Source organism: Lentzea sp. NPDC060358 (assembly GCF_042725365.1).
Taxonomy (GTDB): Bacteria; Actinomycetota; Actinomycetes; order Mycobacteriales; family Pseudonocardiaceae; genus Lentzea.
The window spans coordinates 1-20,414 of sequence record NZ_JBHXCW010000142.1 but is presented as its reverse complement, the minus strand read 5'-3'; the positions used below and the strand labels follow the sequence as shown (position 1 = coordinate 20,414).

Below are 20,414 nucleotides of genomic sequence, written 5' to 3'. Positions count from 1 at the left end.
GGGGGGGGGGGGTTCTCTAAGTGCGCGCTCCCAAACCAGCGGGGCAATTTGGAGACGGGGGCACGCGGGGGGGGCGCGCCGCACGAGTCCGACGAGCGCGGCATCCTCGCCGTGCTCACCGACGCGGGCAAGGTGCTGCTGCGCACCACCGCGCCCGGTCACGTGCTCACGGTCCGGGAGTACCTGATCGACCTGTTCACGCCGGAACAGCTGGGGCAGCTCGGCGAGTTCATGAAGCTCGTGCACGAGAAGGCGGACGACTAGAGCGTCGGCAGGCCGCGTTCGCCGAGCCGGCCGGCCACGTCGTCGGCGGTGTGGCGGGCCACGTCGAAGTCGAACACCGGCAGGACCGGGATCAACGGCGAGTGGTGGCGGTACCTGCGGTGACCGACCAGGCACGGGTGCTCGTGGAGCGCGGAGGCCAGATCCGTCTCGCCGGTCAGGCGCGTGCCTTCGAGGATCACCTTGGCCGTGAGCTCCATGGTGGCAAGCTAACCCCGTGATCCTGTGCCTCGACGTCGGTTCCACCTGGACCAAGGCCGCTCTCGTCACCCCCGAGGGCGAGCTGGTCCGCACCGGGCAGCACCCCACCACGCCGCCCGAGGTGCTGCGCGGTGTCGACGCGCTGCGCGCGGAAGTCGGTGACGGGGAGGTCCTGGCGTGCTCGTCGGCCGGTGGCGGGTTGCGGCTCGCGGTCGTCGGGCAGGAACGGGTCGTCAGCGCCGAGGCGGGCTACCGGGTCGCGCTGTCGGCCGGCGCGAAGATCGTCCACGTCAGCGCGGGCCCGGTCGACGTGCGGGCGTTGCGCGCGTCGTCGCCGGACCTCGTGCTGCTGGTCGGCGGCACGGACGGCGGCGATCGGTCCGTGCTGCTGCACAACGCGGCGAAGCTCGCGCGGGTGGCCGTGCCGATCGTGCTGGCGGGCAACGTCGAGGCGCAGCCGGAAGCGTTGCGGCTGCTGGCGAAGCGGACCGTGGTGGCGTGCCCCAACGTGCTGCCGGACGTCGGCCGGCTCGCCCCGGACCCCGCGCGCCGGGCCATCCGCGCCGCGTTCCTGGACCACGTGATCGGCGGCAAGGGCCTGTCGCGCGGGCCGCGGTTCCGGCAGCTCGTGCGCGCCGTGACGCCGGACGCCGTGCTCGCGGGCGTGTCCCGGCTCGCGGCGCAGGACCGCGAGGGCGCCGTGCTGGTGGTGGACGTCGGTGGTGCCACGACGGACGTCTACTCGGCGGTGTCCACGGTGGACAGTGAAGGTCTGGAGAGGACGGTCGCGCTACCGCCCGACCGCCGCACGGTCGAGGGCGACCTCGGCATGCGCTGGTCGGCGCCGGGTGTCGTCAAGGAAGCTCTCGCCGAACGCCTGACGACCGAGGACCTCACGGCGGAGGCCCGGCACAGGGCCGAGAACGTCGGCTGGCTGCCGGACGACCCCGCTGTCGACGTGCGGCTGGCGTCGTTCGCGGCGATCCTGGGCGTGCGCCGGCACCTGCGGCAGGTCGACGGCCAGCTCGGACCGCACGGCGCGGGGCTGCTGGTGCTGTCGGGCGGCGTTTTCCGGCACACGCCCGACCTCGCGCCGGTCGTGGAGGCGCTGCGCGGCGACCCGGTGCTGCGACCCGTGCTGCGGACCGCGGAGATCACCGTCGACCGCGACTACGTGCTGGCGCCGGTGGGCCTGCTCGCCGAGTCGGGGCGGCTCGAGGCCACCGACCGACTGGCGAAACGGCTGGGCTAGGCGGATTCCTCGTCGTCCTCGACGAACTCCAGCAGGTCGCCGGGCTGGCACTCCAGCACCCGGCACATCGCCTCCAGGGTGCTGAACCGGACGGCCTTCGCGCGGCCGTTCTTCAGGACCGCGACGTTCGCCGGAGTGAGCCCCACCTTCTCCGCGAACTCGCCGACGCTCATCTTGCGCTTGGCCAGCTCGACGTCGATGCGCACGACGATGGCCATCAGATCACCGCTTCCATGTCGGAGCGCAGCGTGGTGGCGCGCTGCAGCAGTGCCCGCATCACGACCAGCACGAGCCCGATCACGCTGACCGCCGACGTGAAGAGGAAGAACAGCACGATCACGCCGGGGTCGTCCGCGTTGACGCCGACCCAGACGAACACCCCCACGAGCACGACCCACCCGGCCGCGATGGCCCACACCATCACGTCGACCCACTTGATCGCGCCCTCCGTGAAGATCAGGTCCTTGCGCACCAGGGTGAGCAGCTTCCAGGTCGCGACGATCACCACCTGGACGCACACCACCCAGAAGATCGACACGATCGTCGACGGCCACCGCAGGTGCGCCTCCGCCGGGTTCTGCTCCGCCATGTAGGCGTAGGAGCCGGGGATCGACAACGTCTCCAGCACGACGAGGATCCCGAACAGCGCCACCAGGAAGACCCGCAGCGCCAGCACCGCCCACCGTTCAGCAATCATGCATCGAGTATCGGTAGTGATCTATCGAAAGTCAATCGGTAGTGATCGTGTTGCAACAGGTCTCTAGAGTGAGCGGGTGGGACTGCGCGAGCGGAAGAAGACAGAGACGAGGGCGGCGCTGTCGGCCGCCGCACTGCGGCTGGCGCTCGAGAAGGGCGTCGACAACGTGCGGGTCGACGAGATCGCCGAGGCGGCGAACGTCTCGCCGCGCACCTACAACAACTACTTCCCGAGCCGCGAGCACGCGATCGTCGCGGGCATCACGGCGTCGCGCGCGCTGCAGGTGGCGCAGGAGCTGCGTTCCCGGCCCGCGGACGAGCCGCTCGCCGACTCGATCGTCGCCGCGTTCGCCGAGCAGTACCGCGAGCCGCCGTCGGAGGCGCAGGCGCTGATCACCTCGACGCCGTCGCTGCGCGAGGCCTACCTCGACTCGGTGACGGCGATGGAACCGCCGGTCGCCGAGGTGATCGCCGACCGCCTCGGCGTGTCCGAGCTGGGCGCGACCGTGCTCGCCGCCGCGGTGTCCGCCGCCGCACGGATCGCCGTGCAGCGGTGGGTGGACGTCCGCCCGTCCGGACTGGTCGTGGTGCCGGCCGCTTCCGTGGAGGACCTGCTGCGCGAGGCGATCGGCCACCTCGCGCCGGCCCTCAGGTGAGCTCGTCCCTCAACACGCACATCAGCAGCGAGTCGTGCCACTCGCCGTCGCGGAAGAACGACTGCCGCAACCGCCCGTCGACCTGGAAGCCGACCTTCTCGTGCGAGCGGATCGCACGGGTGTTGGCCTCGACGACGCCGAGCTCGATCGAGTGCAGCCGCAGGGTGTCGAACCCGTACCGGCAGACCGTGCGCAGCGCGTCCGTGCCGTAGCCGCCGCCCCAGAAGTCCTTCTCGCCGAGGTAGATGTCGACCTCGGCGCGGGCGTTGACCGGGTCCGCGTCCCGCAGCGCGACGACGCCGATGGCCTTGCGCTCCTGCAAGGTCTCGATGCAGAACGTGATCTTGTCGTGCGCGTTCTCCCGCCGGTCGGAGAGGCGTTTCCGCAGTGACGCCAACGACTCGTGGAAGTAGGCCTGCAACCAGCGCATGACCTCCTCGTCGTTGTGCCAGCGGTAGAACGCCTCGGCGTCCTCCGGCTCGACGGGCCGCAGTCGGACGAGATCCCCGGTCAGCATCTTCATCTGCTCCAACGCACTCGGACAACACCATCGTCATCGGGCAGCACCGCGGCCAGCAACGGCTCGGACTCGCCCTCGAGCAACGAGATCACCATCGCGCCGCGCGCGTCCGCCAGCTCCGCCGAGATGGCGGGGAGGTCGTCGCCGACGACCGGCCGGCTCGTGATCACGCCCTCCGCGTCCTCCCGCACGAGGGTGCAGAGCCCGCGGCCGTGCAGCTCACCGAGCGCGGCGGTGACGTCCCCGTTCAGCTCCGGCCAGACCAGGAGCGAGGCGCGCGGCGTGAGGCCGTGGCGCGCATCCGGGACGTCGCCGCCGCGCAGCCGGCGCCAGCGCGAGGCGTTGCCGACGAAGTTCTCCTGGAGGAGCACGGTGCCGCGGGCGGTGGCGAGCTCCGCCAGCTCCGTCCAGAACGCCTCGTCGGCCGGGCGCGGGGTGTCCAGCTCGTCGGCCGCCACGTCCCACGGCGAGCACCGGATCGGTTCGGGGAACAGGCCGAGGGCGCGGACGCGGTCCGCCGCGTCGTCGCAGGGGTCGGCGCTGCCGACGTACATGTACTGGTCATAGCCGACGTGGACGAAGAACCGGCCGTCGACCTCCAGCCGGCACCAGGCGCCGTTGTCCCGCAGCATCGCCTTGACCAGCGCGACTCCGGTGGCGAGGGGAACCCTCGCGCCGTCGTGGTAGCCGGTGAGGTCCGGCGGGAACAGCCCGGTCAGGCCGTGTCCCTCGACGTGGGGTTCCAGCCCGAAGTTGATCGGGCCGCCGACGGACGGCTCGCGGATCGTCAGCTCGGTGACGCCGGTGTCCTCGGCGAACGCCCGCACCGCCGCGAGGTAGGCGGCCTCCAGCGGTCCGTGGTCGCTCTGGACGTCCTCAGGCCCGAAGTACCCGCGCGCACCGAAGTGCTCGGGGTCGAACTTGGTCACCTTGAAGACGTGCACGGCCAGAGACTAGGAGGATCAGAGAACGTCCCGCGACCGAGTTTCCGGCCTGCGCGCGAACGGCGACGGCGCCGCCTCCGGCGCGTCCACCTGCGTCAGCCCCGCCGCGATCGCCACCGCCCGGTCCCACTCCGGGTCCGACGTGTAGTCCGAGTGCGCCGACACCCCCGACTTCCAGCGCCGGCCGGGGAACGGGCCGCGCTGCGGGTCCGGCAGCCAGTGGTCGCCGCCCAGCACCAGCGCTCCGGTGGGCCCGCGCAACGCCGGTGCCAGCGCGCCCTCCGTGCCGTCGGCTCGGTAGCCGACGCCGAGCAGCATCCCGTCGAACACCTGCCGCCGCCACGTCGTCACCGCGCCGCCCAACGGGTCCGTGCCGCGGCACAACGCCCGCCAGCGTCCGTCCAGACCGCCGGCCAGCTTCGCCAGCGACGCGTGCGGCACCACGGCGGGGAACGCGCGCGGGTACGCCCACTGCAGCTGCGACCCGGCCGTCACCAGGCCGATCCGCTCGCGTTCGTACGGCGGCAGCTCCTCCAGCAGCCGCGCCGCCGCGACGGTCACGAGCAGCGAGCCCTGCGAATGTCCGCACAGGACCACGCGGGTGCCGGGGTCGCGCAGGTGGTCGCGCACGCGCTCGACCAGTTCCGGCACGACCTTCAGCGCGTAGCAGGGCGGCACGATCGGGTGAGCTTCGCGCGGCCAGAACTGCGCGATGTCCGCGATGATCCCGAGCCGGCGGCCCGACTCCGGCTGCCGCGCCGCCAGGTACACCGCGCGCAGCAGCGCCACGGCGAGCAGGCCCAGCACGCCGACGCCGAACGCCGAGAACGGCGAGATCCACGTCGCGGGCGGCACGTTGCGCACCCGCAGGACCGTCGCCACCACGGCACCGACGACCAGCACCGACGCGATGATCAGGATCAGGTGGTGGCCGTGGTTGCGTTCCCAGCGGGCCCACCACCACGCCCGCGTCGCGGTGCGGAGGTCGCGCATCCGGCCGGAGTGCAGCAGCGACGCCTCACGCGCCCAGACCTTGCCCTTGCGGAACGCCCGCCACCGGACCGCGCCGGTGAACGACGCCACCGCGAACGTGCTCAGCAGCCCCAACGCGCCGGCGACACCCCACAGCAGGGTGATGTAGTCGTACCCGACGGGCAGGACCAGCCCGGAGCCCAGCGCCTTGCGCACCGGCAGGGCGACGCCCGCGCCGAAACCACCGCCGAGCAGGCCGCCGATCGCCAGCACCGGCGCGGCGAACCAGCCGCCCGCCCACGGCCGCAGCTCGCGCGGCAACGCCTTCCAGGTGCCGCGCGCGAGCAGCGCGGCGGGCACCAGCAGCAGTCCGAAGAGCACCAGCACGAACGCCATCAGCAACGCCACGACCTGCACGGTCACGTCCGCGCCGGGCACTCTCAGCGGCAGCTGCTCCTGCAGCACCACCGTCGTGACCACCAGCAGCACCGACAGGACCAGCAGCACCCGGCGGGGCTTCTTGCCCAGCACCGCCCGCAGCCACCGGCCGCCGCGGTGGGGAGCACCACCGGTCGGGTCGTCGAGCAGCAGCACGCCGAGCACCGACACGCCGATGAGGACCAGTGACGAGACCCACGCCGCGGTGACCGCCACGCCCATGCCGCCGGACGCCGTGAGCTGCTTCAGCGGTCCGCCGAGCGCGATCAGCGCCGCCACCGCGAGCGCCGCCACGACGTGCAACGACCGCAGCGACGGCGTGTCCGGATCGGTCGCGACGTGCGCGCCCGGCAGTCCGGACGGGGGCTGCTGCTCCTTCTCCGCGGCGTCGGCGATCTCCCGGCGCTCGATCCGCCAGTCGACGTGCGAGACCCGCCGCATCACCGCGATCACCGCGACGATCGGCAGCAGCCCCAGCAGCGCCCGCAGGTGCGGGAACGCGCGCACGTCGTCCGGGATGCTGCTCAGGCACGCCGTGCCGGGCCGCAGGCACTGGGCCGCGAGCAGGTCCATGCTGACCACGGAGATCTGCGCGACCAGCAACGCCGTGAGCAGCAGCGCGAAGACCCTCAGCAGCGACCGCAGGCCGATGCCGAGCAGGTGGGCGGGCAGGTTGCGCTCGGGAACGGGCGGCAGCATCCAGTGCGCGACGTTCGCGACGCTGAACGGGAAGAGCAGCGCCCAGGTGGCCTTCGCCACACCCCCGGACGTCATGCCGCCCCACAGGTAGCCCTCGACCACGCGGGGGACGGGCCGGCCCTCGGTCTGCAGCACCGGTCCGGGCGCGGGACGGCGAAGTCTGTCGGCGGGCCGCACGATGCGCCCCAGCCCGTCGCCGGCGACGTCCACGGCCGCCACGGCGTCGACGAGCGTCTGCGGCGTCGTTCCCTGGACGCCGTGCACCCGCAGTTCGACGACACGTGTGTCCGGGCCGGCAATCAACACCCGAGACCTCCCTCACCCGAAGTAGGGGTCATAGTGGTGCATGAATGGGCGGTATGGTCGGACGACACCCTCTCTGAAGTGCCTTGGAGGACTTCGCAATGACCGCGGACCGGTTGCAGACCCGCAACGGCATCGACTTCGCAGTGGCCGACCTGTCGCTCCACGAGTTCGGTCGCAAGGAGATCCGTCTGGCCGAGCACGAGATGCCCGGCTTGATGGCGTTCCGCCGCGAGTACTCCGGGGTGTACCCGCTCAAGGGCGCCCGCATCTCCGGATCGCTGCACATGACGATCCAGACGGCTGTGCTCATCGAGACCCTGGTCGACCTGGGCGCCGAGGTGCGCTGGGCCTCGTGCAACATCTTCTCGACGCAGGACCACGCGGCCGCCGCCGTCGTCGTCGGCCCCCACGGCACGGAGGAGGAGCCCAAGGGCGTCGCCTGCTTCGCCTGGAAGGGCGAGACGCTGCCGGAGTACTGGTGGACCGCCGAGCAGATGCTCACCTGGCCCGACGGCAAGGGCCCGAACATGATCCTGGACGACGGTGGCGACGCCACCCTGCTCGTCCACAAGGGCGTCCAGTACGAGGCGGCCGGTGTCGTCCCTTCGGCTGAAGACGACGACGCGGAAGAGTGGAAGATCATCCTGGAGACGCTCCGCGCGTCGCTCGCCGCCGACGGCAAGAAGTGGACCCGGATCGCCGAGGGCATCCGCGGCGTCACCGAGGAGACCACGACGGGCGTCATGCGCCTGTACCAGCTGGCCGCCGCCGGTGAGCTGCTGTTCCCGGCGATCAACGTCAACGACGCCGTGACGAAGTCGAAGTTCGACAACCGCTACGGCATCCGCCACTCGCTGATCGACGGCATCAACCGCGGCACCGACGTCCTGATCGGCGGCAAGGTCTGCGTCGTCGCGGGCTACGGCGACGTCGGCAAGGGCGCCGCCGAGTCCCTGCGCGGCCAGGGCGGCCGGGTCATCGTCACCGAGATCGACCCGATCTGCGCCCTGCAGGCCGCGATGGACGGCTACGACGTGCAGCGTCTCGAGGACGTCCTCGACCGCGCGGACATCATCATCACCACGACGGGCAACAAGGACGTCGTGATGGTCGAGCACATGGCGCAGATGAAGCACCAGGCGATCGTCGGCAACATCGGCCACTTCGACAACGAGATCGACATGGCCGGCCTCGCCCGCTACCCCGGCGTCCGCCGCAACAACATCAAGCCGCAGGTCGACGAGTGGGTGTTCCCCAACGGCCGCTCGATCATCGTGCTGTCCGAGGGCCGCTTGCTCAACCTCGGCAACGCGACGGGCCACCCGTCGTTCGTCATGTCGAACTCCTTCTCCAACCAGGTGATCGCGCAGATCGAGCTGTTCACCAAGCACGAGGAGTACGACAACGAGGTCTACCGCCTGCCCAAGGTCCTCGACGAGAAGGTCGCCCGCATCCACCTGGAGGCGCTCGGCGGCAAGCTCACGAAGCTGACCAAGGACCAGGCCGAGTACATCGACGTCGACGTCGAGGGCCCGTTCAAGGCGGACCACTACCGCTACTGAGGTGTCATGACGGGGGCCTGCCGCGCGCTGTGCGGCGGGCCCCTGTTTCATGTCCGTCGTGGGATTCTTCGGCACCTATGCGTTCGAGCACGGCGAGTGGAAGACGCTCTCGGAGGGCGAACTGCCGCCCCTGTCGGAGCCGTCGCTGTGGATCGACATCCACGACAGCGACATCACCTCGGTCGTCTACACGCCTCCCGGCCCTGGTAGCGGCGTCGCGTACCTCGGTCTGACGCCTCGCACGTACTTCGAGAACCCGAACGCCTCCGACCCCACGGACGTGCTGCGCGAGGCGTCCGGGCTGGCCGCCTGGTGGGCTCTGGTGCACTCCGGGTCCGACGTCGTGGCCAAGCAGGCGGAGCTCCTCGGGTTCCTCGCCGAGGACGAGAACCCGGACGAGTTCGAGTGGGACGAGTCGGAGGACGTCGAGGAGATCGACGACGCCGAGGTGTTCGTCGAGGTGAAGACGGCCCGGTTCCTGGCGGCGCTGGACCTGCCGCTGCCTCCCGAGCTGACCCACGGGCGGCCGGCGAGCTGATGTAGGGGGTCCCTCGGCTAGGGGGTGTGCCTGCTCTCGGGTGCGCGGCCGTGTCGTCGAAAGCGCGACTACTCGGTTGACGTCCGGGTTTTACTGACCACGTGCGGACGACCATCATCAAGAAGACCCTGCGCGTGCCCACTTCGGACGGTGCGCCGGGCGACGGCGCCGCCACCGCGCGCCAGTTGGACGCCGCGCTGCTCAGCTCGGGTTTCAAGGCCTCGCGCGGCCTGCTCGACCACGTCGGCGGGCTGGAGCGGGCCGAGGCGTTCGCGGCCGAGGTCGTCCGGGCGGTCAAGGACCTGATCGGTGCGCGCGGGCAGCACAACCCCTACTTCAAGGAGTTTCCCCACAACGTGCCGGACACGCTCGCGTTCTGGCGCGAGTGCCTGCGCGACGCCGTCGAGAAGGGCGGCACGCCCACCGGCAACCTCCTCGACCTGCCGAAGTACGGCCGCGTCCAGCACACCTACGAGGAAATGCTGCAGGCGCACGACGAACTGATCCCCTCGCTCAAGGACCGCGTCACGGTCGTGCACCTCGGTGGCACGCTCGAAGAAGAGACGCAGCGCTTGTTCGAAGAGCTCGCGAGCAGCCCGATCCCGTTGGCGGAGAGCGACCGCGCCCTGCTCGGCGAGCTGGCCGTGCTGTGCCCGGACGTCGCGGTCGAGGTGCCGGTCCGCGAGAACCGGGCGATCCTCAACGCCGTGCGGCTCGTCGCGCAGCGGCCGCTCGAGGACGTCGACACCGTCACCGACGTGCTGCGCCTCGCCGCGGAGGCGTCCGGGGGAGACGTCACGCTCAGCGAGCCGACGCGCTTCCGGTCGTTCCGCCGGCCCGAGCGCCGCGCGTTGCTCGGTGCGCTCGACGGGGTGGCGGCGGCCAAGCTCGGGGACGTCCGGCAGCACCGCGAGGCGTGGAAGCGGCTCGGCGAGCGGCTGCACCCGCACGAGCACCCGTTCGAGACCGCGCGGGACGTGTTCGCGGTCGCGCGCGGTGAGAAGACCGCGCGGTCGTTCGCCGGGCAGGTCGAGATGGCGTTCGCGGACGGTGACACCGAGCGGGCCGTCAAGATCCTCGCCAACGCGCCGGGGTTGCTGCTCCGCCAGGTGGACCGGCTGCTCCGCAACGGTGCCGCGGACCTCGCGGGACACGTCGCGGTGGCGGCGCCGGAGGTGTCGAGCCGTGTGCTCGTCTCGTTGCTGGAACACCTCGCGAACCGCACGACGCCGGACACCGCCCGTGTCTTCGCGACGCGCGGCCGGAAGGTGTGGATCGCGGACGACACCCGTGCGCCGCTCGACCCGGACGCCGTCGCGGCGGTCACCGCGGCCGTCGAGGACGAGCTGGTCCGCAGGCTGCCGGAGTACTCCGAGCTCGTCGTCGACGACGAGGTGCTCGACGTCGTCGTGCCGGTCTCCGGCACCGAGGAGGGCTTCGGCGTGCTGCCGCGCGGGTCGAAGCTCACGCTCGAAGGCGACGTGCTGCGGTTCTTCGCGCACTGGCGGCAGCACGCCAGGCGGACCGACTACGACCTGTCGGCGGTCCTGCTCGGCGAGGACTTCGAGCACCAGGGCCAGGTCTCGTGGACGAGCCTCAAACACGGCGGCGCCTACTACTCGGGCGACGTCACGGACGCCACCCACGGCGCGACGGAGTTCATCGACCTGCACCACAGGGCCATGAAGGCCCGGTACGTGGTGCCGCAGGTGAACGTCTACTCGGGCGAGGGGTTCGACGACGTCGCCGAGTCGATGTTCGGGTTCATGAGCCGTGACCTCGACCAGATGGGCAAGCCGTTCGAGCCGAGCACGGTCCGCGCGCGTTCCGCCATGCGCGGCAAGGGGAAAGTCGCGCTGCCGGTGGTGTTCGAGCGGGTGGGCGACACCTGGTCCGGCACGTGGCTGCACCTCTACCTGCGCGGCGCGGCGTGGGGCAACCGCGTCGAGGAGAACCGCGACGTGGTCAAGCTGATCGCCGCGGCGGCGTTGCGGCGCAAGTACTTCACGGTGGCGCGGGTGCGAGACCTGTTCGCGCGCAAGCAGTCCACACAGGACGCTCCGCGGGTTCGCGTCGCGCTCGCGCAGGACGAGAGCGGGGAGATCACGACGGTGGCGGATTTCGGGAAACTGCTGTCGGACTGAGGCTGTTCGCTGCTAACGTGGTCGGTGCGAGGCCATGAGGGAGCTTCCTCCTAAATCTGGAACCGGAATGCTCTTCGGAGCGCCGGTCTTTAGCCCCCTCGCCTTCCTCGCACCCGGCTTGCCGGGATCAGCTCCACTCGACGGCGATGCCCGCGATCCCCGGCCCGACGTCGCCGAAGTACGCGCTGACGACGCCGCCGAGCCCGCACACCAGCTCCTCGACATCGACCGGGGTGGCGTCGGCCGAGGCGCGGAACTGCTTCATGCAGCGCGCGGGCATCGCGCGCCGGTGGAACGAGAGCTGCACGAGGTACGAGCCGCACACGTCCCGGAACGTCCGGTGGCTGCCCACCGTCGAGCCGCCCGTGTCGTCCACGATCGTGAAGCTGAAGACGTGCTCCTCGCCCGCCGCGAGCCGCCGGTCGAACAGCATCTCCACCGCCAGGTTGCGGGAGGCGCTCTCCCGGCGGAGCCGGCCCTGCCGGCAGCCCTCGCCGGCGCGCACCAGTGCGTTCTCGATCAGTGACCCGTCGTCGCCGCGATGCACGGCGAGGTAGCGGTCCGGGCCGTGGCGCAGCGCGCGCACGACCAGCCGTGTGGTGATCGAGCGCTGTTCGCGGTGCATGCCGATCTGCACGGTGTCGTGCACGGCCAGCACTTCGAGGTCGGCGTTCCCACGAGCGGCCTCCGGTACGGAGTCGAACGACGCGAGCAGCGGCGCGGGCTCCGGCCAGGTCGCCACGGGACGCGGGGCGTAGGTGTTCGCGGTGCGCGGACCGATGAGGTCCAACAAGGACGATGGCGGCAGCCGCAGCACCGACTCCAACGCGCGCACGGTCGAGATGGCGCGCGGGACCTCGGGATGGCGCAGTCCCCGTTGCCAGTACGACAGCGTCGACTGGCCAACTTGGACACCGAGCTGTTCGAGATGAGCGCGCAGCCGGGCGAGCGAGAGGCCCCGGTGGGCGATCGCCTCGCGCAGTGCGCGGTGGAAAGGCCCGTAGCGCAGCGTCTCGGCGAGAGGGGTCGGCAGACCCCCGGTCGGGGCACCGATCGGTTCGTCGACCGACTCGGCGTGCCCGGAATCCGCGGCCACCGCGGCACCTACCCTTCACACGCGCCGTGTGACTGTTCACCGTAGTCACTCGTTCTGGTGATCGAAAGATCGGATTTCGCCCGTGTGGGGGATGGGGTGCGGCCGTGTGAGTGGCTGGAACCGGTTCCGTCTACTGTGCGCGCGTGGGAAAGCTCGTAGTGATCGAAGGTCTGGACGGCGCCGGCAAGCGCACGCTCGCCACCGGGTTGACCGAGGCGCTCAACGCCGAGGGCAGGACCGTGGCGGCGCACGCGTTCCCGCGCTACGGCGTCAGCGTGCACGCTGACCTGGTCCGCGACGCCCTGTACGGCCAGATCGGCGACCTCAGCGACTCCGTCTACGGGATGGCCGTGCTCTACGCGCTCGACCGGCGCGGCGCGGCCGACGAGATCCGCGAGGACCTGGAGAAGCACGACGTGGTGCTGCTCGACCGCTACGTGGCGTCCAACGCCGCCTACAACGCCGCGCGGCTGCACCAGGACGAGACCGGCGAGTTCGTCGAGTGGGTGCGCGCGCTGGAGATCGACCGCTTCGGTCTGCCCGTCCCCGACCTGCACCTGCTGCTGCGCGTGCCCGTGGAGGTCGCGGCGGAGCGCGCGGCCAAGCGCGAGCAGGACGACGACTCGCGGGCCCGCGACATCTACGAGTCCGACGGCTCGCTGCAATCGCGGTGCGGGGTCGTCTACGACGGACTGGCGAACATCGGCTGGCTGGCCCCGTGGCACGTGGTCGACGGGCGAACAAACGTGAACTTTTCTTCGCTTTTGGCGCCGCTCTTCACCTCGTGACTGTCGCTCTCCTGGCGCGGCCACGTCGACCGCCACCGGGGAAACGCCTGGTAACGAAAGGTGTGCGCCGCGCGGTTACTCCCGCGACGAGCAGGCCGAATCGGGCGAGGTGGGGTACGTGGAACGACAGTTCCGGCCGGTTACCGAACGAGCGCACACCGCCACCAGCGGCAACGGAACCTGGGTGGTGCGCGAACGCGCGACCGGGAGTGCGACGATGTTGAGCATGAAGGCACGCGTGCTCGTCGTCGATGACGACCCCGCCCTGGCGGAGATGCTGACGATCGTGTTGCGCGGGGAGGGCTTCGACACCGCGGTGGTCGCCGACGGCGCCCGTGCCCTGCCCGCGCTGCGCGAGCTCAAGCCCGACCTCGTGCTGCTCGACCTGATGCTGCCCGGCATGAACGGCATCGACGTCTGCAAGGCGATCAGGTCCGAGTCGGGCGTGCCGATCGTGATGCTCACCGCGAAGAGCGACACGGTCGACGTGGTGCTGGGCCTCGAGTCCGGTGCGGACGACTACGTGGTCAAGCCGTTCAAGCCCAAGGAGCTGGTGGCCCGCATCCGGGCGCGCCTGCGCCGCACGGAGGCCGAGCCCTCCGAGGTGCTGCAGATCGGCGACCTCACGATCGACGTCCCCGGCCACGAGGTGCTGCGCGAGGGCAGGCCGATCCAGCTCACGCCGCTCGAGTTCGACCTGCTCGTGGCGCTGGCCCGCAAGCCGCGCCAGGTGTTCACCCGCGAGGTGCTGCTGGAGCAGGTGTGGGGCTACCGCCACGCCGCCGACACGCGTCTGGTGAACGTCCACGTGCAGCGGTTGCGTTCGAAGGTCGAACGGGACCCGGAGCACCCCGAGGTGGTGTTGACTGTCCGCGGTGTCGGCTACAAGGCCGGCCCTCCGTGACAGGTGGCTCATGAAGTTCGTACGGCCGGTCGTCGCGAAAGCGCAGTTCCTCGTCGAGGAGGCGCGGAAGCGGTGGGCCGCGTTTGGTGACCTGTGGCGACGTTCGCTGCAGTTGCGCGTCGTCGTCTCGACGCTCGCGCTCTCGTCCGCCGTGGTGTTCGTGCTGGGCATGGTGCTGCAGATGCAGATCACCAACCAGCTGCTGAACACCAAGGACGAGGCCGCGGTGCGCCAGGCGATGGCCTCGCGCAACCTGATCCAGTCCGACCTGGTGGGCCTGAACCCCGGTCCGGACAGCGTGCAGACGCGGTTCACCAGCGCGATCAACAAGCTCGCCGTCGGTGGCGCCGGAACGGACGCCACCACGGCGGGAGCCGGCGCGTTCGAACCGGTGCTCGCCGACGGGCTGGGTTCGAGCGGCGCCGGCCGCGTGCCCTCGGTCGGGCCGCTGGAGGACGTCCCGCGCGGTCTGCGCGAGATGGTCGAGAACGGCGACGAGGGCACCCAGATCCACACGGTGCAGCGCGACGGCACGGCCACCACGCTCTTCGTCGTGGGCCTGCCGATGAGCACGTCCGCGCGCTCCATGCAGCTCTACCTGATCTTCCCGCTGACCGCGGAGCAGCGCACGGCCGAGGTCGTGCAGTCGACGCTCGCGGTCGGCGGCATCGTGCTGCTGATCCTGCTCGCGCTGATCGCGAACCTCGTGACCCGCCAGGTCGTGCGGCCCGTGCGGCAGGCGGCCGAGGTCGCGGAGCGGTTCGCGGACGGAGTCCTGCACGAACGCATGCACGTCGTCGGCGAGGACGACGTGGCGCGCCTGGCCGAGTCGTTCAACGAGATGGCCGAGTCGATCCAGGCCCAGTTCAAGCAACTGGAGGAGTTCGGCCAGCTGCAGCGCCGGTTCACCTCCGACGTCTCGCACGAGCTGCGGACACCGCTGACGACGGTCCGCATGGCCGCGGACGTCCTGCACGCCTCCCGCGAGCAGTTCCCCGCCGGTCTCGCCCGCTCCACCGAGCTGCTGGTCGACGAGCTCGACCGGTTCGAGTCGCTGCTGGGCGACCTGCTGGAGATCTCCCGCCTGGACGCGGGCGTCGAGGAGCTGACGGCCGAGCAGGTCGACATCCGCGTGCTCGCCCGCCGCGCCCACGACTCGGTGCGCGCGATCTCCACGAGCGCCAACTCGCCGGTCGTGCTGGACCTGCCCGACTCCGAGCTGACCGCGGAGCTCGACTCCCGCCGCGTGGAGCGGATCCTGCGCAACCTGCTCGCGAACGCCATCGACCACGGCGAGGGCCAGCCGGTCGAGCTGACCATGCGCGGCAACGACAACGCCGTCGCGATCACCGTCCGGGACCACGGCGTCGGCCTGCGCAAGGGCGAGGCCGAGCTGGTGTTCAGCCGCTTCTGGCGCGCCGACCCGTCGCGCAACCGCCGCACCGGCGGCACGGGCCTCGGCCTGTCGATCTCGCTGGAGGACGCCCGCCTGCACGGCGGCTGGCTCGAGGCGTGGGGCGAACCCGGCCACGGCGCCGTGTTCCGGCTGACCCTGCCGCGCACGCACGGCGAGGAGCTGCGCGAGAGCCCGCTGCGGCTGGCGCCCGCGATCGCCGGGGTGCCCGCGGCCGTGGTGGAGGAGCCGCCCGCCGTGGAGGAGCCGGAGGAGGTCGAGCTGAGGCCGGAGGAGCTCACCTGGCAGCCGGCGCAGCCCGTGGACGGGTCGGAGCCGGACGAGGAGTCCGAACCGGACGACCTCGACCTGGTCGAGGACCCGGAACTGGATGCCGAGCTGGATTCCGTGCCGGACCCCGGGCTGGACGCTGGTGCGGATGCCGAGGCGGACACCGTGCTCGACGTCGGCCCGGACCCCGAGCTGGACTCCGGTGCCGGACCGTCGCGCCCGCCCCCGTCCCGCCCGTCGTCGAGAGAGGTTTCGGAGGAAGTGCGGTGAAGCGGCTGTCGTTGCTGGTGCTCGTCCTGGTGACCCTCTCGGCGTGCGCCGCGATCCCCACGAACACCCAGCCGAAGCCCATCGGCACCAAGGACGGCAAGTCCTCGAACACGGTGATGGCGCCGGAACCGCGGCAGAACATCGACCCGTTCATGCTCGTGCGCGACTTCATCGACGCGACCTCGAACCCGGACAGGGACTTCGCGGCCGCCCGCGCGTTCCTGACGTCGGAAGCCAACCAGAAGTGGGACACCAAGAACCCCACGATCATCGAGACGACGTTCGCGACCGTGCCGACGTCGCAGCTGCCGCAGACGGCCCAGGACAAGACGCAGACCGTGCTGCTGCAGGGCAAGTACGTCGGCCGCCTGGGCAACGACAACTCGTTCGTGCCGCGGCTCGGCGACGTCTCGCAGGTGGTGAAGCTGGAGCGCAACAGCGAGAACCAGTGGCGCATCTCCGAGCCGCCGCCGGGCGTCTACATGCCGCAGAACCAGTTCAACACGAATTACCGCCGCGTCACGCTCTACTTCTACAACCCCGAGTTCACCGTGCTGGTGCCGGACCCGCGCTACGTCGTGATCCCGCCCGCCACGAGCATCCCCCACCGCGTGACCGAGCTGCTGATCAAGGGCCCGGGCGACGCGGTGCGGGACACACTGGTGAGCGCCCTGGGCCCGGACACCGACATCTTCTCGGAGACCAAGGAGTCCGACGACGGCGCGCTGGAGGTCAACCTCACCAAGGTGGGCAAGGACCTCACGCCCGAGAAGAGCAAGCAGATCGTCGCGCAGATCGTGAAGTCGTACTCCGGCGTCACCTCCTCACGCGTGCGGGTGCTCGTCGAGGGCCAGCAGATCCTGCCCGACCAGCGCGACTACCGGCCGTCCGACGTGTCGGCGACCGCGGGCGAGTCGTTGCTGGCGCTGAACTCGAACCTCCAGGGCATGCTCGTGGTGGACGGGACGCTCCGCTCGCTGACCGACGGCAACGCGGTCAAGGGCCCCGCGGGCAACGGCACCTACAGCGTCGTGAACGCGGCCCAGTCCCTGGACGGCTCCCGCCTGGCCGTGGTGACCAGGGCGGGCGGCGGGATGCGCCTGCGCGTGGGCGAGCTGGAACAGGACCTGTCCGAAGTGGACCTGCCGGCCACCGCGCTGTCGCGCCCCACCTGGCTGCTCTCCACCGGCCCGAAGGAACCCGGCGCCGAGGTCTGGACGGCCGTCGACGGCACCTCGGTGGCCCGCGTGACCCGCTCCGACAGCGGCTGGACCGCCAAGGGCGTGAACATCACCGACATCACGCCGTTCGGCCCGATCAGCGACCTGCGCCTGTCCCGCGACGGCACCCGAGCCGCCCTGGTGATCGCGGGCAGGCTCTACGTGGCCTCCGTGGTGCGCAACAACCAGGACGTGGCCCTGCGCTCACCCCGCCAGATACAGCCCTCGACGCTGGGCTCGGCCGTGCAGTCGATCGACTGGCTCTCGCAGGACGTGCTGGTGGTCTCCTCCTCCCTGCCGGCGCTGCCGGTCACCAAGGTCTACGCGGACGGCTACAAGCTCGACCGCTACAGCCAGTCGAACCTCACCGTGCCGGTGGGCTCGGTGGCGGCGGCGCCCGCGCGTCAGGTGCAGGTGATCGATCCTTCGGGGTTGTGGTCGGCCTCGGACATCACGGACGTGTGGAGGGCGAACAGCATCCGGATGTCGCAGGGCGCGCTGGTCTTCTACCCGGGCTGAGGCCTGGGTTGGGCTGAGGCCTATGGTGGGCTGAGGCCTGGGGCGGTCGCGGGTTCGCGCCCGAGAGGTCGGGTGCGGGTGAGGGCGGAACGCGCGGGGCGGCGCGGCGAGGCTGCCGTGAGCGCGGAACGGCTGGGGTGCGCTCAGTGGGTGCATGGCTTGGGGAACGAGGCTGGGCCTGCACTCAGCTGGGTGCGCATGGCTAGGGCGCGCCGCTGGGCAAGGGGTGAAGCGGCGGTGTGCGGAAGCGTTCGGTCGGGCACGGGTGCCGGTACGCGCAGGGCACGCGCCCTGCCGTGACCGACGGCTCCGCTGCGCCACCGGCGGGCCTGCGACTCGTCCGGCCGACGCCGACCGAACCCGCGCTCTGTTGCCTGCCGAGAACGCCCGCCCCAGCTGCTCGCCGAGGCCCGCCGCAACCGGCCGCCGGCCTCCTACTCGCCCGGCTGGTGCGGCCGCGCCGAAGTCAGCACCACCACCCCGTGCGTCCGCACCCCGGCTCCGCGCAACGCCCGCACGCACGCCGCCGCCGTCGCCCCGGTCGTGATCACGTCGTCGAGCAGCACGGTGGTGCCCGGCGGCGGCCGGCCGCAGACCTCCACCCGCCCGGCCAGGTTCCGGCGGCGGGCGCCCGCGGTCAGGCCCACCGAGTCGACCACTCCGGACGACAGCCGCAGCACCGGTGCGACGGAGGCGATCTCCACCGCCTGCGCGACGCGCAGCATGTGGTCGCCGCCGCGGCTCCTCGCGGCGCTGCGGCGCGACGGCGCCGGCACGAGGGTCCACGGGCCCGGTCCCACCGCCATCAGAGCGCACGCCACCAGAGCGCCGAACCACGCCGAGAGCGCGCGTGCGCCCCGTTCCTTGAAGCCGAGGACGAGTTCCCGTGCGACGCCGTCGTAGGCCGCCAGCGTCCACACCGGCGGCCCGACACCGGGCACCTGGACCGGGGCGGGCGGGCCGAAGCCGGAGAGGCACGTCGTGCAGCAGGCGGTGCCGCGGAGGCCGCAGCCGGCGCATGTGGACGGCAGGAGCAGGTCGAGTGCTGTCATGGGTCCAGGATGGCGCTGGGGTCTGACAGAAAAACGCGGTCGGGGCCGGGGCGGGGCCTTTCGGCACCGCCCACACGAGTGAAGTTCCGGTTGCGTTGTCGATCTCCACAGGGGACTCCCCGCCCCGAGAACCTCTGGTGGCCACCGGTTCTGTGACGACTTCCCAAGATCGTGTTGCGCGTGTCGCCCCGTTCGCCCGAACGTTTGTCGGCCCGGCGTTTCAGAACCGCGGCGTCCGCGCCCGGTGGCCCTGCGCACGGGCTCGCGGTGCGACGGCAGTGCCTCCTGGGATGACCCCTCCGCGGGCCCGTCACACGCCCATCTGGTTAACGATTATTCACATGTCGATCTGACCAGCGGTTATTGATGGAAATACCGGCGAACAGAGCAGAGTGGTTGATCAACGGTCTTGTCCGGCATTGGGCGAAATCCGCCGTTCGGCCGGGCGTGACTGGCTCGTGATCGGACTTCGGCACCGATCAGTTCAGTTGCGGGAAGGGGCCGGAAGTCCCGCGAAGTGGTTCGGAATCGATCTCTTCCGGGTTTCGGGAACATGACGCGCCGGTCGCCCGTTGGCTGGGTATGAGCCCGCGACAGGAGCCGTTCGACGCAGCGAACATGCCGTCGAGTGTCTGCCGCGGGCTGATCCGTACGGGTGAGCAAGGGGTCTGCGAGTTCGGTGTGGAGCACGCTCGGGAAACGTTTGGCAACGCACTGTCGTCGCGCTGCGTAGTCACCAAAAAATCTCGCTGTTCCCCCGGCAAGGGGGCTTACGCGATGGTGAATCCCAAGCTAACGTGCACCGCTATCAGCGTTCCCGGCCCTCGGGGAGGAGGCGAACAGCCCATGACCCTGGCGCCGTGAGAGCTGCGGAGGACGACCCTCTGCGACACATTCCGCGATCCATGATCGCCACGGCGCTCTGAATCAGTCCAGCCAAAGCTCGCAGCAAAGCGAGGGAGGTCGTGTATGGACATCGTCGTTAAGGGCCGCAACGTCGAGGTGCCCGATCACTACAGGGTGCACGTCGCCGAAAAGCTGGCCCGGCTTGAGCGCTACGACCGCAAGGTCATCCGCTTCGACGTGGAGCTTTTCCACGAGCCGAACCGCCGGCAGTCGAAGAACTGCCAACGGGTCGAAATCACCGGCAAGGGACGTGGACCCGTGGTCCGTTCCGAAGCCTGCGCGGGTGACTTCTACGCCGCGCTGGACGCGGCGGTCGCGAAGCTCGAGAACCGCCTGCGTCGGTCTCACGACCGCAGGCGCGTCCACCACGGGGCCCGCGCCCCGATCTCGGTGGCCGAAGCGACAAGCGGACTGGGTGAACCGTCCGCCGGCGAAAGCATGACGTCGCGCCGCGCCAAGACCGCGGTGCTCGACGCACCCGAGGCCGACTACGAGGGCATGGCGGAAGTGCCCGCGCAGCGTTGGGACGACGGCCTCGAAGACAAGTTGCCCGGACGCGTCGTACGCGAGAAGGAGCACGCCGCCAAGCCCATGACCGTCGACCAGGCCCTCTACGAGATGGAACTGGTCGGACACGACTTCTACCTGTTCGCCGACACCGAATGCGGGCGCCCGAGCGTCGTCTACCGCCGGAAGGGATTCGACTACGGCGTGATCAGGCTGGCCTGACCCGTTCCTCCGACCGCCGCCGCCCCGCACCCCTCG

Annotated in this window: 18 protein-coding genes and 1 pseudogene; 11 read left to right on the top strand and 8 right to left on the bottom strand. The window is 70.9% G+C overall.

Features of this window, described 5'->3' with window-relative positions:
• Positions 1 to 264 (top strand): annotated as a pseudogene (locus ACFWGZ_RS26425) (MarR family transcriptional regulator); the annotation flags it as partial.
• Here the strand turns inward: ACFWGZ_RS26425 and ACFWGZ_RS26420 are convergent.
• Positions 261 to 482 carry a hypothetical protein gene (locus ACFWGZ_RS26420; RefSeq protein ID WP_382454263.1) on the bottom strand — a complete coding sequence of 74 codons (222 nt, stop codon included), beginning with the start codon at positions 480 to 482 and terminating at the stop codon, positions 261 to 263. The pseudogene ACFWGZ_RS26425 and the gene ACFWGZ_RS26420 sit on opposite strands and share 4 nt — an antisense overlap.
• A gap of 17 nt (positions 483 to 499) precedes the next feature.
• Between ACFWGZ_RS26420 and ACFWGZ_RS26415 the strand changes: the two genes are divergently transcribed.
• Positions 500 to 1,735 carry a glutamate mutase L gene (locus ACFWGZ_RS26415; protein ID WP_382454262.1) on the top strand — a complete coding sequence of 412 codons (1,236 nt, stop codon included), beginning with the start codon at positions 500 to 502 and terminating at the stop codon, positions 1,733 to 1,735.
• On the opposite strand, the gene ACFWGZ_RS26410 is transcribed toward ACFWGZ_RS26415, so the two are convergent.
• Positions 1,732 to 1,953, bottom strand: coding sequence for a helix-turn-helix transcriptional regulator (locus tag ACFWGZ_RS26410; protein ID WP_191304748.1), 222 nt, complete (start codon positions 1,951 to 1,953; stop codon positions 1,732 to 1,734). The genes ACFWGZ_RS26415 and ACFWGZ_RS26410 overlap by 4 nt on opposite strands.
• Positions 1,953 to 2,432, bottom strand: coding sequence for a DUF2975 domain-containing protein (locus ACFWGZ_RS26405; RefSeq protein ID WP_382454261.1), 480 nt, complete (start codon positions 2,430 to 2,432; stop codon positions 1,953 to 1,955). The genes ACFWGZ_RS26410 and ACFWGZ_RS26405 overlap by 1 nt, the downstream gene beginning before the upstream one ends.
• A gap of 76 nt (positions 2,433 to 2,508) precedes the next feature.
• On the opposite strand from ACFWGZ_RS26405, the gene ACFWGZ_RS26400 reads away from it, so the two are divergent.
• Complete coding sequence (locus tag ACFWGZ_RS26400; protein ID WP_382454260.1) at positions 2,509 to 3,087, top strand: TetR/AcrR family transcriptional regulator; 579 nt, start codon at positions 2,509 to 2,511, stop codon at positions 3,085 to 3,087.
• Here the strand turns inward: ACFWGZ_RS26400 and ACFWGZ_RS26395 are convergent.
• The 3 genes from ACFWGZ_RS26395 to ACFWGZ_RS26385 are packed head-to-tail and all read right to left on the bottom strand — an operon-like array spanning position 3,080 to position 6,966.
• Positions 3,080 to 3,604, bottom strand: coding sequence for a GNAT family N-acetyltransferase (locus ACFWGZ_RS26395; protein WP_382454259.1), 525 nt, complete (start codon positions 3,602 to 3,604; stop codon positions 3,080 to 3,082). The genes ACFWGZ_RS26400 and ACFWGZ_RS26395 overlap by 8 nt on opposite strands.
• A gap of 2 nt (positions 3,605 to 3,606) precedes the next feature.
• On the bottom strand, positions 3,607 to 4,551 hold the full coding sequence (locus tag ACFWGZ_RS26390; protein ID WP_382454258.1) for an RNA-binding protein: 945 nt from the start codon (positions 4,549 to 4,551) through the stop codon (positions 3,607 to 3,609).
• 18 nt (positions 4,552 to 4,569) lie between these two features.
• Positions 4,570 to 6,966: a hypothetical protein gene (locus tag ACFWGZ_RS26385; protein WP_382454257.1), complete on the bottom strand. Its 2,397-nt coding sequence runs from the start codon at positions 6,964 to 6,966 to the stop codon at positions 4,570 to 4,572.
• Between the two features lie 98 nt (positions 6,967 to 7,064).
• On the opposite strand from ACFWGZ_RS26385, the gene ahcY reads away from it, so the two are divergent.
• The 3 genes from ahcY to ACFWGZ_RS26370 all read left to right on the top strand — a co-directional run bounded on the left by ahcY (position 7,065) and on the right by ACFWGZ_RS26370 (position 11,210).
• Positions 7,065 to 8,528, top strand: a complete 1,464-nt coding sequence (gene ahcY, locus ACFWGZ_RS26380) for an adenosylhomocysteinase (RefSeq protein WP_382454256.1) — start codon at positions 7,065 to 7,067, stop codon at positions 8,526 to 8,528.
• Positions 8,529 to 8,586: 58 nt separating this feature from the next.
• Positions 8,587 to 9,066 carry a hypothetical protein gene (locus tag ACFWGZ_RS26375; protein WP_382454255.1) on the top strand — a complete coding sequence of 160 codons (480 nt, stop codon included), beginning with the start codon at positions 8,587 to 8,589 and terminating at the stop codon, positions 9,064 to 9,066.
• Between the two features lie 101 nt (positions 9,067 to 9,167).
• On the top strand, positions 9,168 to 11,210 hold the full coding sequence (locus ACFWGZ_RS26370; protein ID WP_382454254.1) for a hypothetical protein: 2,043 nt from the start codon (positions 9,168 to 9,170) through the stop codon (positions 11,208 to 11,210).
• 127 nt (positions 11,211 to 11,337) lie between these two features.
• On the opposite strand, the gene ACFWGZ_RS26365 is transcribed toward ACFWGZ_RS26370, so the two are convergent.
• Positions 11,338 to 12,306, bottom strand: coding sequence for a hypothetical protein (locus tag ACFWGZ_RS26365; RefSeq protein ID WP_382454253.1), 969 nt, complete (start codon positions 12,304 to 12,306; stop codon positions 11,338 to 11,340).
• A 143-nt stretch (positions 12,307 to 12,449) separates the two neighbouring features.
• Between ACFWGZ_RS26365 and ACFWGZ_RS26360 the strand changes: the two genes are divergently transcribed.
• From ACFWGZ_RS26360 to ACFWGZ_RS26345, 4 genes are all read left to right on the top strand, one after another.
• Positions 12,450 to 13,094 carry a dTMP kinase gene (locus ACFWGZ_RS26360; protein WP_382454252.1) on the top strand — a complete coding sequence of 215 codons (645 nt, stop codon included), beginning with the start codon at positions 12,450 to 12,452 and terminating at the stop codon, positions 13,092 to 13,094.
• A 226-nt stretch (positions 13,095 to 13,320) separates the two neighbouring features.
• A complete protein-coding gene (mtrA, locus tag ACFWGZ_RS26355; protein WP_030471262.1) occupies positions 13,321 to 13,998 on the top strand; it encodes an MtrAB system response regulator MtrA in 678 nt (225 codons plus the stop codon).
• Between the two features lie 10 nt (positions 13,999 to 14,008).
• Positions 14,009 to 15,952 carry an MtrAB system histidine kinase MtrB gene (mtrB, locus tag ACFWGZ_RS26350; protein WP_382454251.1) on the top strand — a complete coding sequence of 648 codons (1,944 nt, stop codon included), beginning with the start codon at positions 14,009 to 14,011 and terminating at the stop codon, positions 15,950 to 15,952.
• A complete protein-coding gene (locus tag ACFWGZ_RS26345) occupies positions 15,949 to 17,691 on the top strand; it encodes an LpqB family beta-propeller domain-containing protein (protein ID WP_382454250.1) in 1,743 nt (580 codons plus the stop codon). Before mtrB ends, ACFWGZ_RS26345 begins: the two co-directional genes overlap by 4 nt.
• Positions 17,692 to 18,125: 434 nt before the next feature.
• On the opposite strand, the gene ACFWGZ_RS26340 is transcribed toward ACFWGZ_RS26345, so the two are convergent.
• Positions 18,126 to 18,743, bottom strand: coding sequence for a ComF family protein (locus ACFWGZ_RS26340; protein ID WP_382454249.1), 618 nt, complete (start codon positions 18,741 to 18,743; stop codon positions 18,126 to 18,128).
• Positions 18,744 to 19,712: 969 nt separating this feature from the next.
• Here ACFWGZ_RS26340 and hpf point away from each other — a divergent pair.
• Positions 19,713 to 20,378 (top strand): ribosome hibernation-promoting factor, HPF/YfiA family, encoded by a 666-nt coding sequence (gene hpf, locus ACFWGZ_RS26335; protein ID WP_382454248.1) that lies wholly within the window; start codon positions 19,713 to 19,715, stop codon positions 20,376 to 20,378.
• Positions 20,379 to 20,414 lie beyond the last annotated feature (36 nt).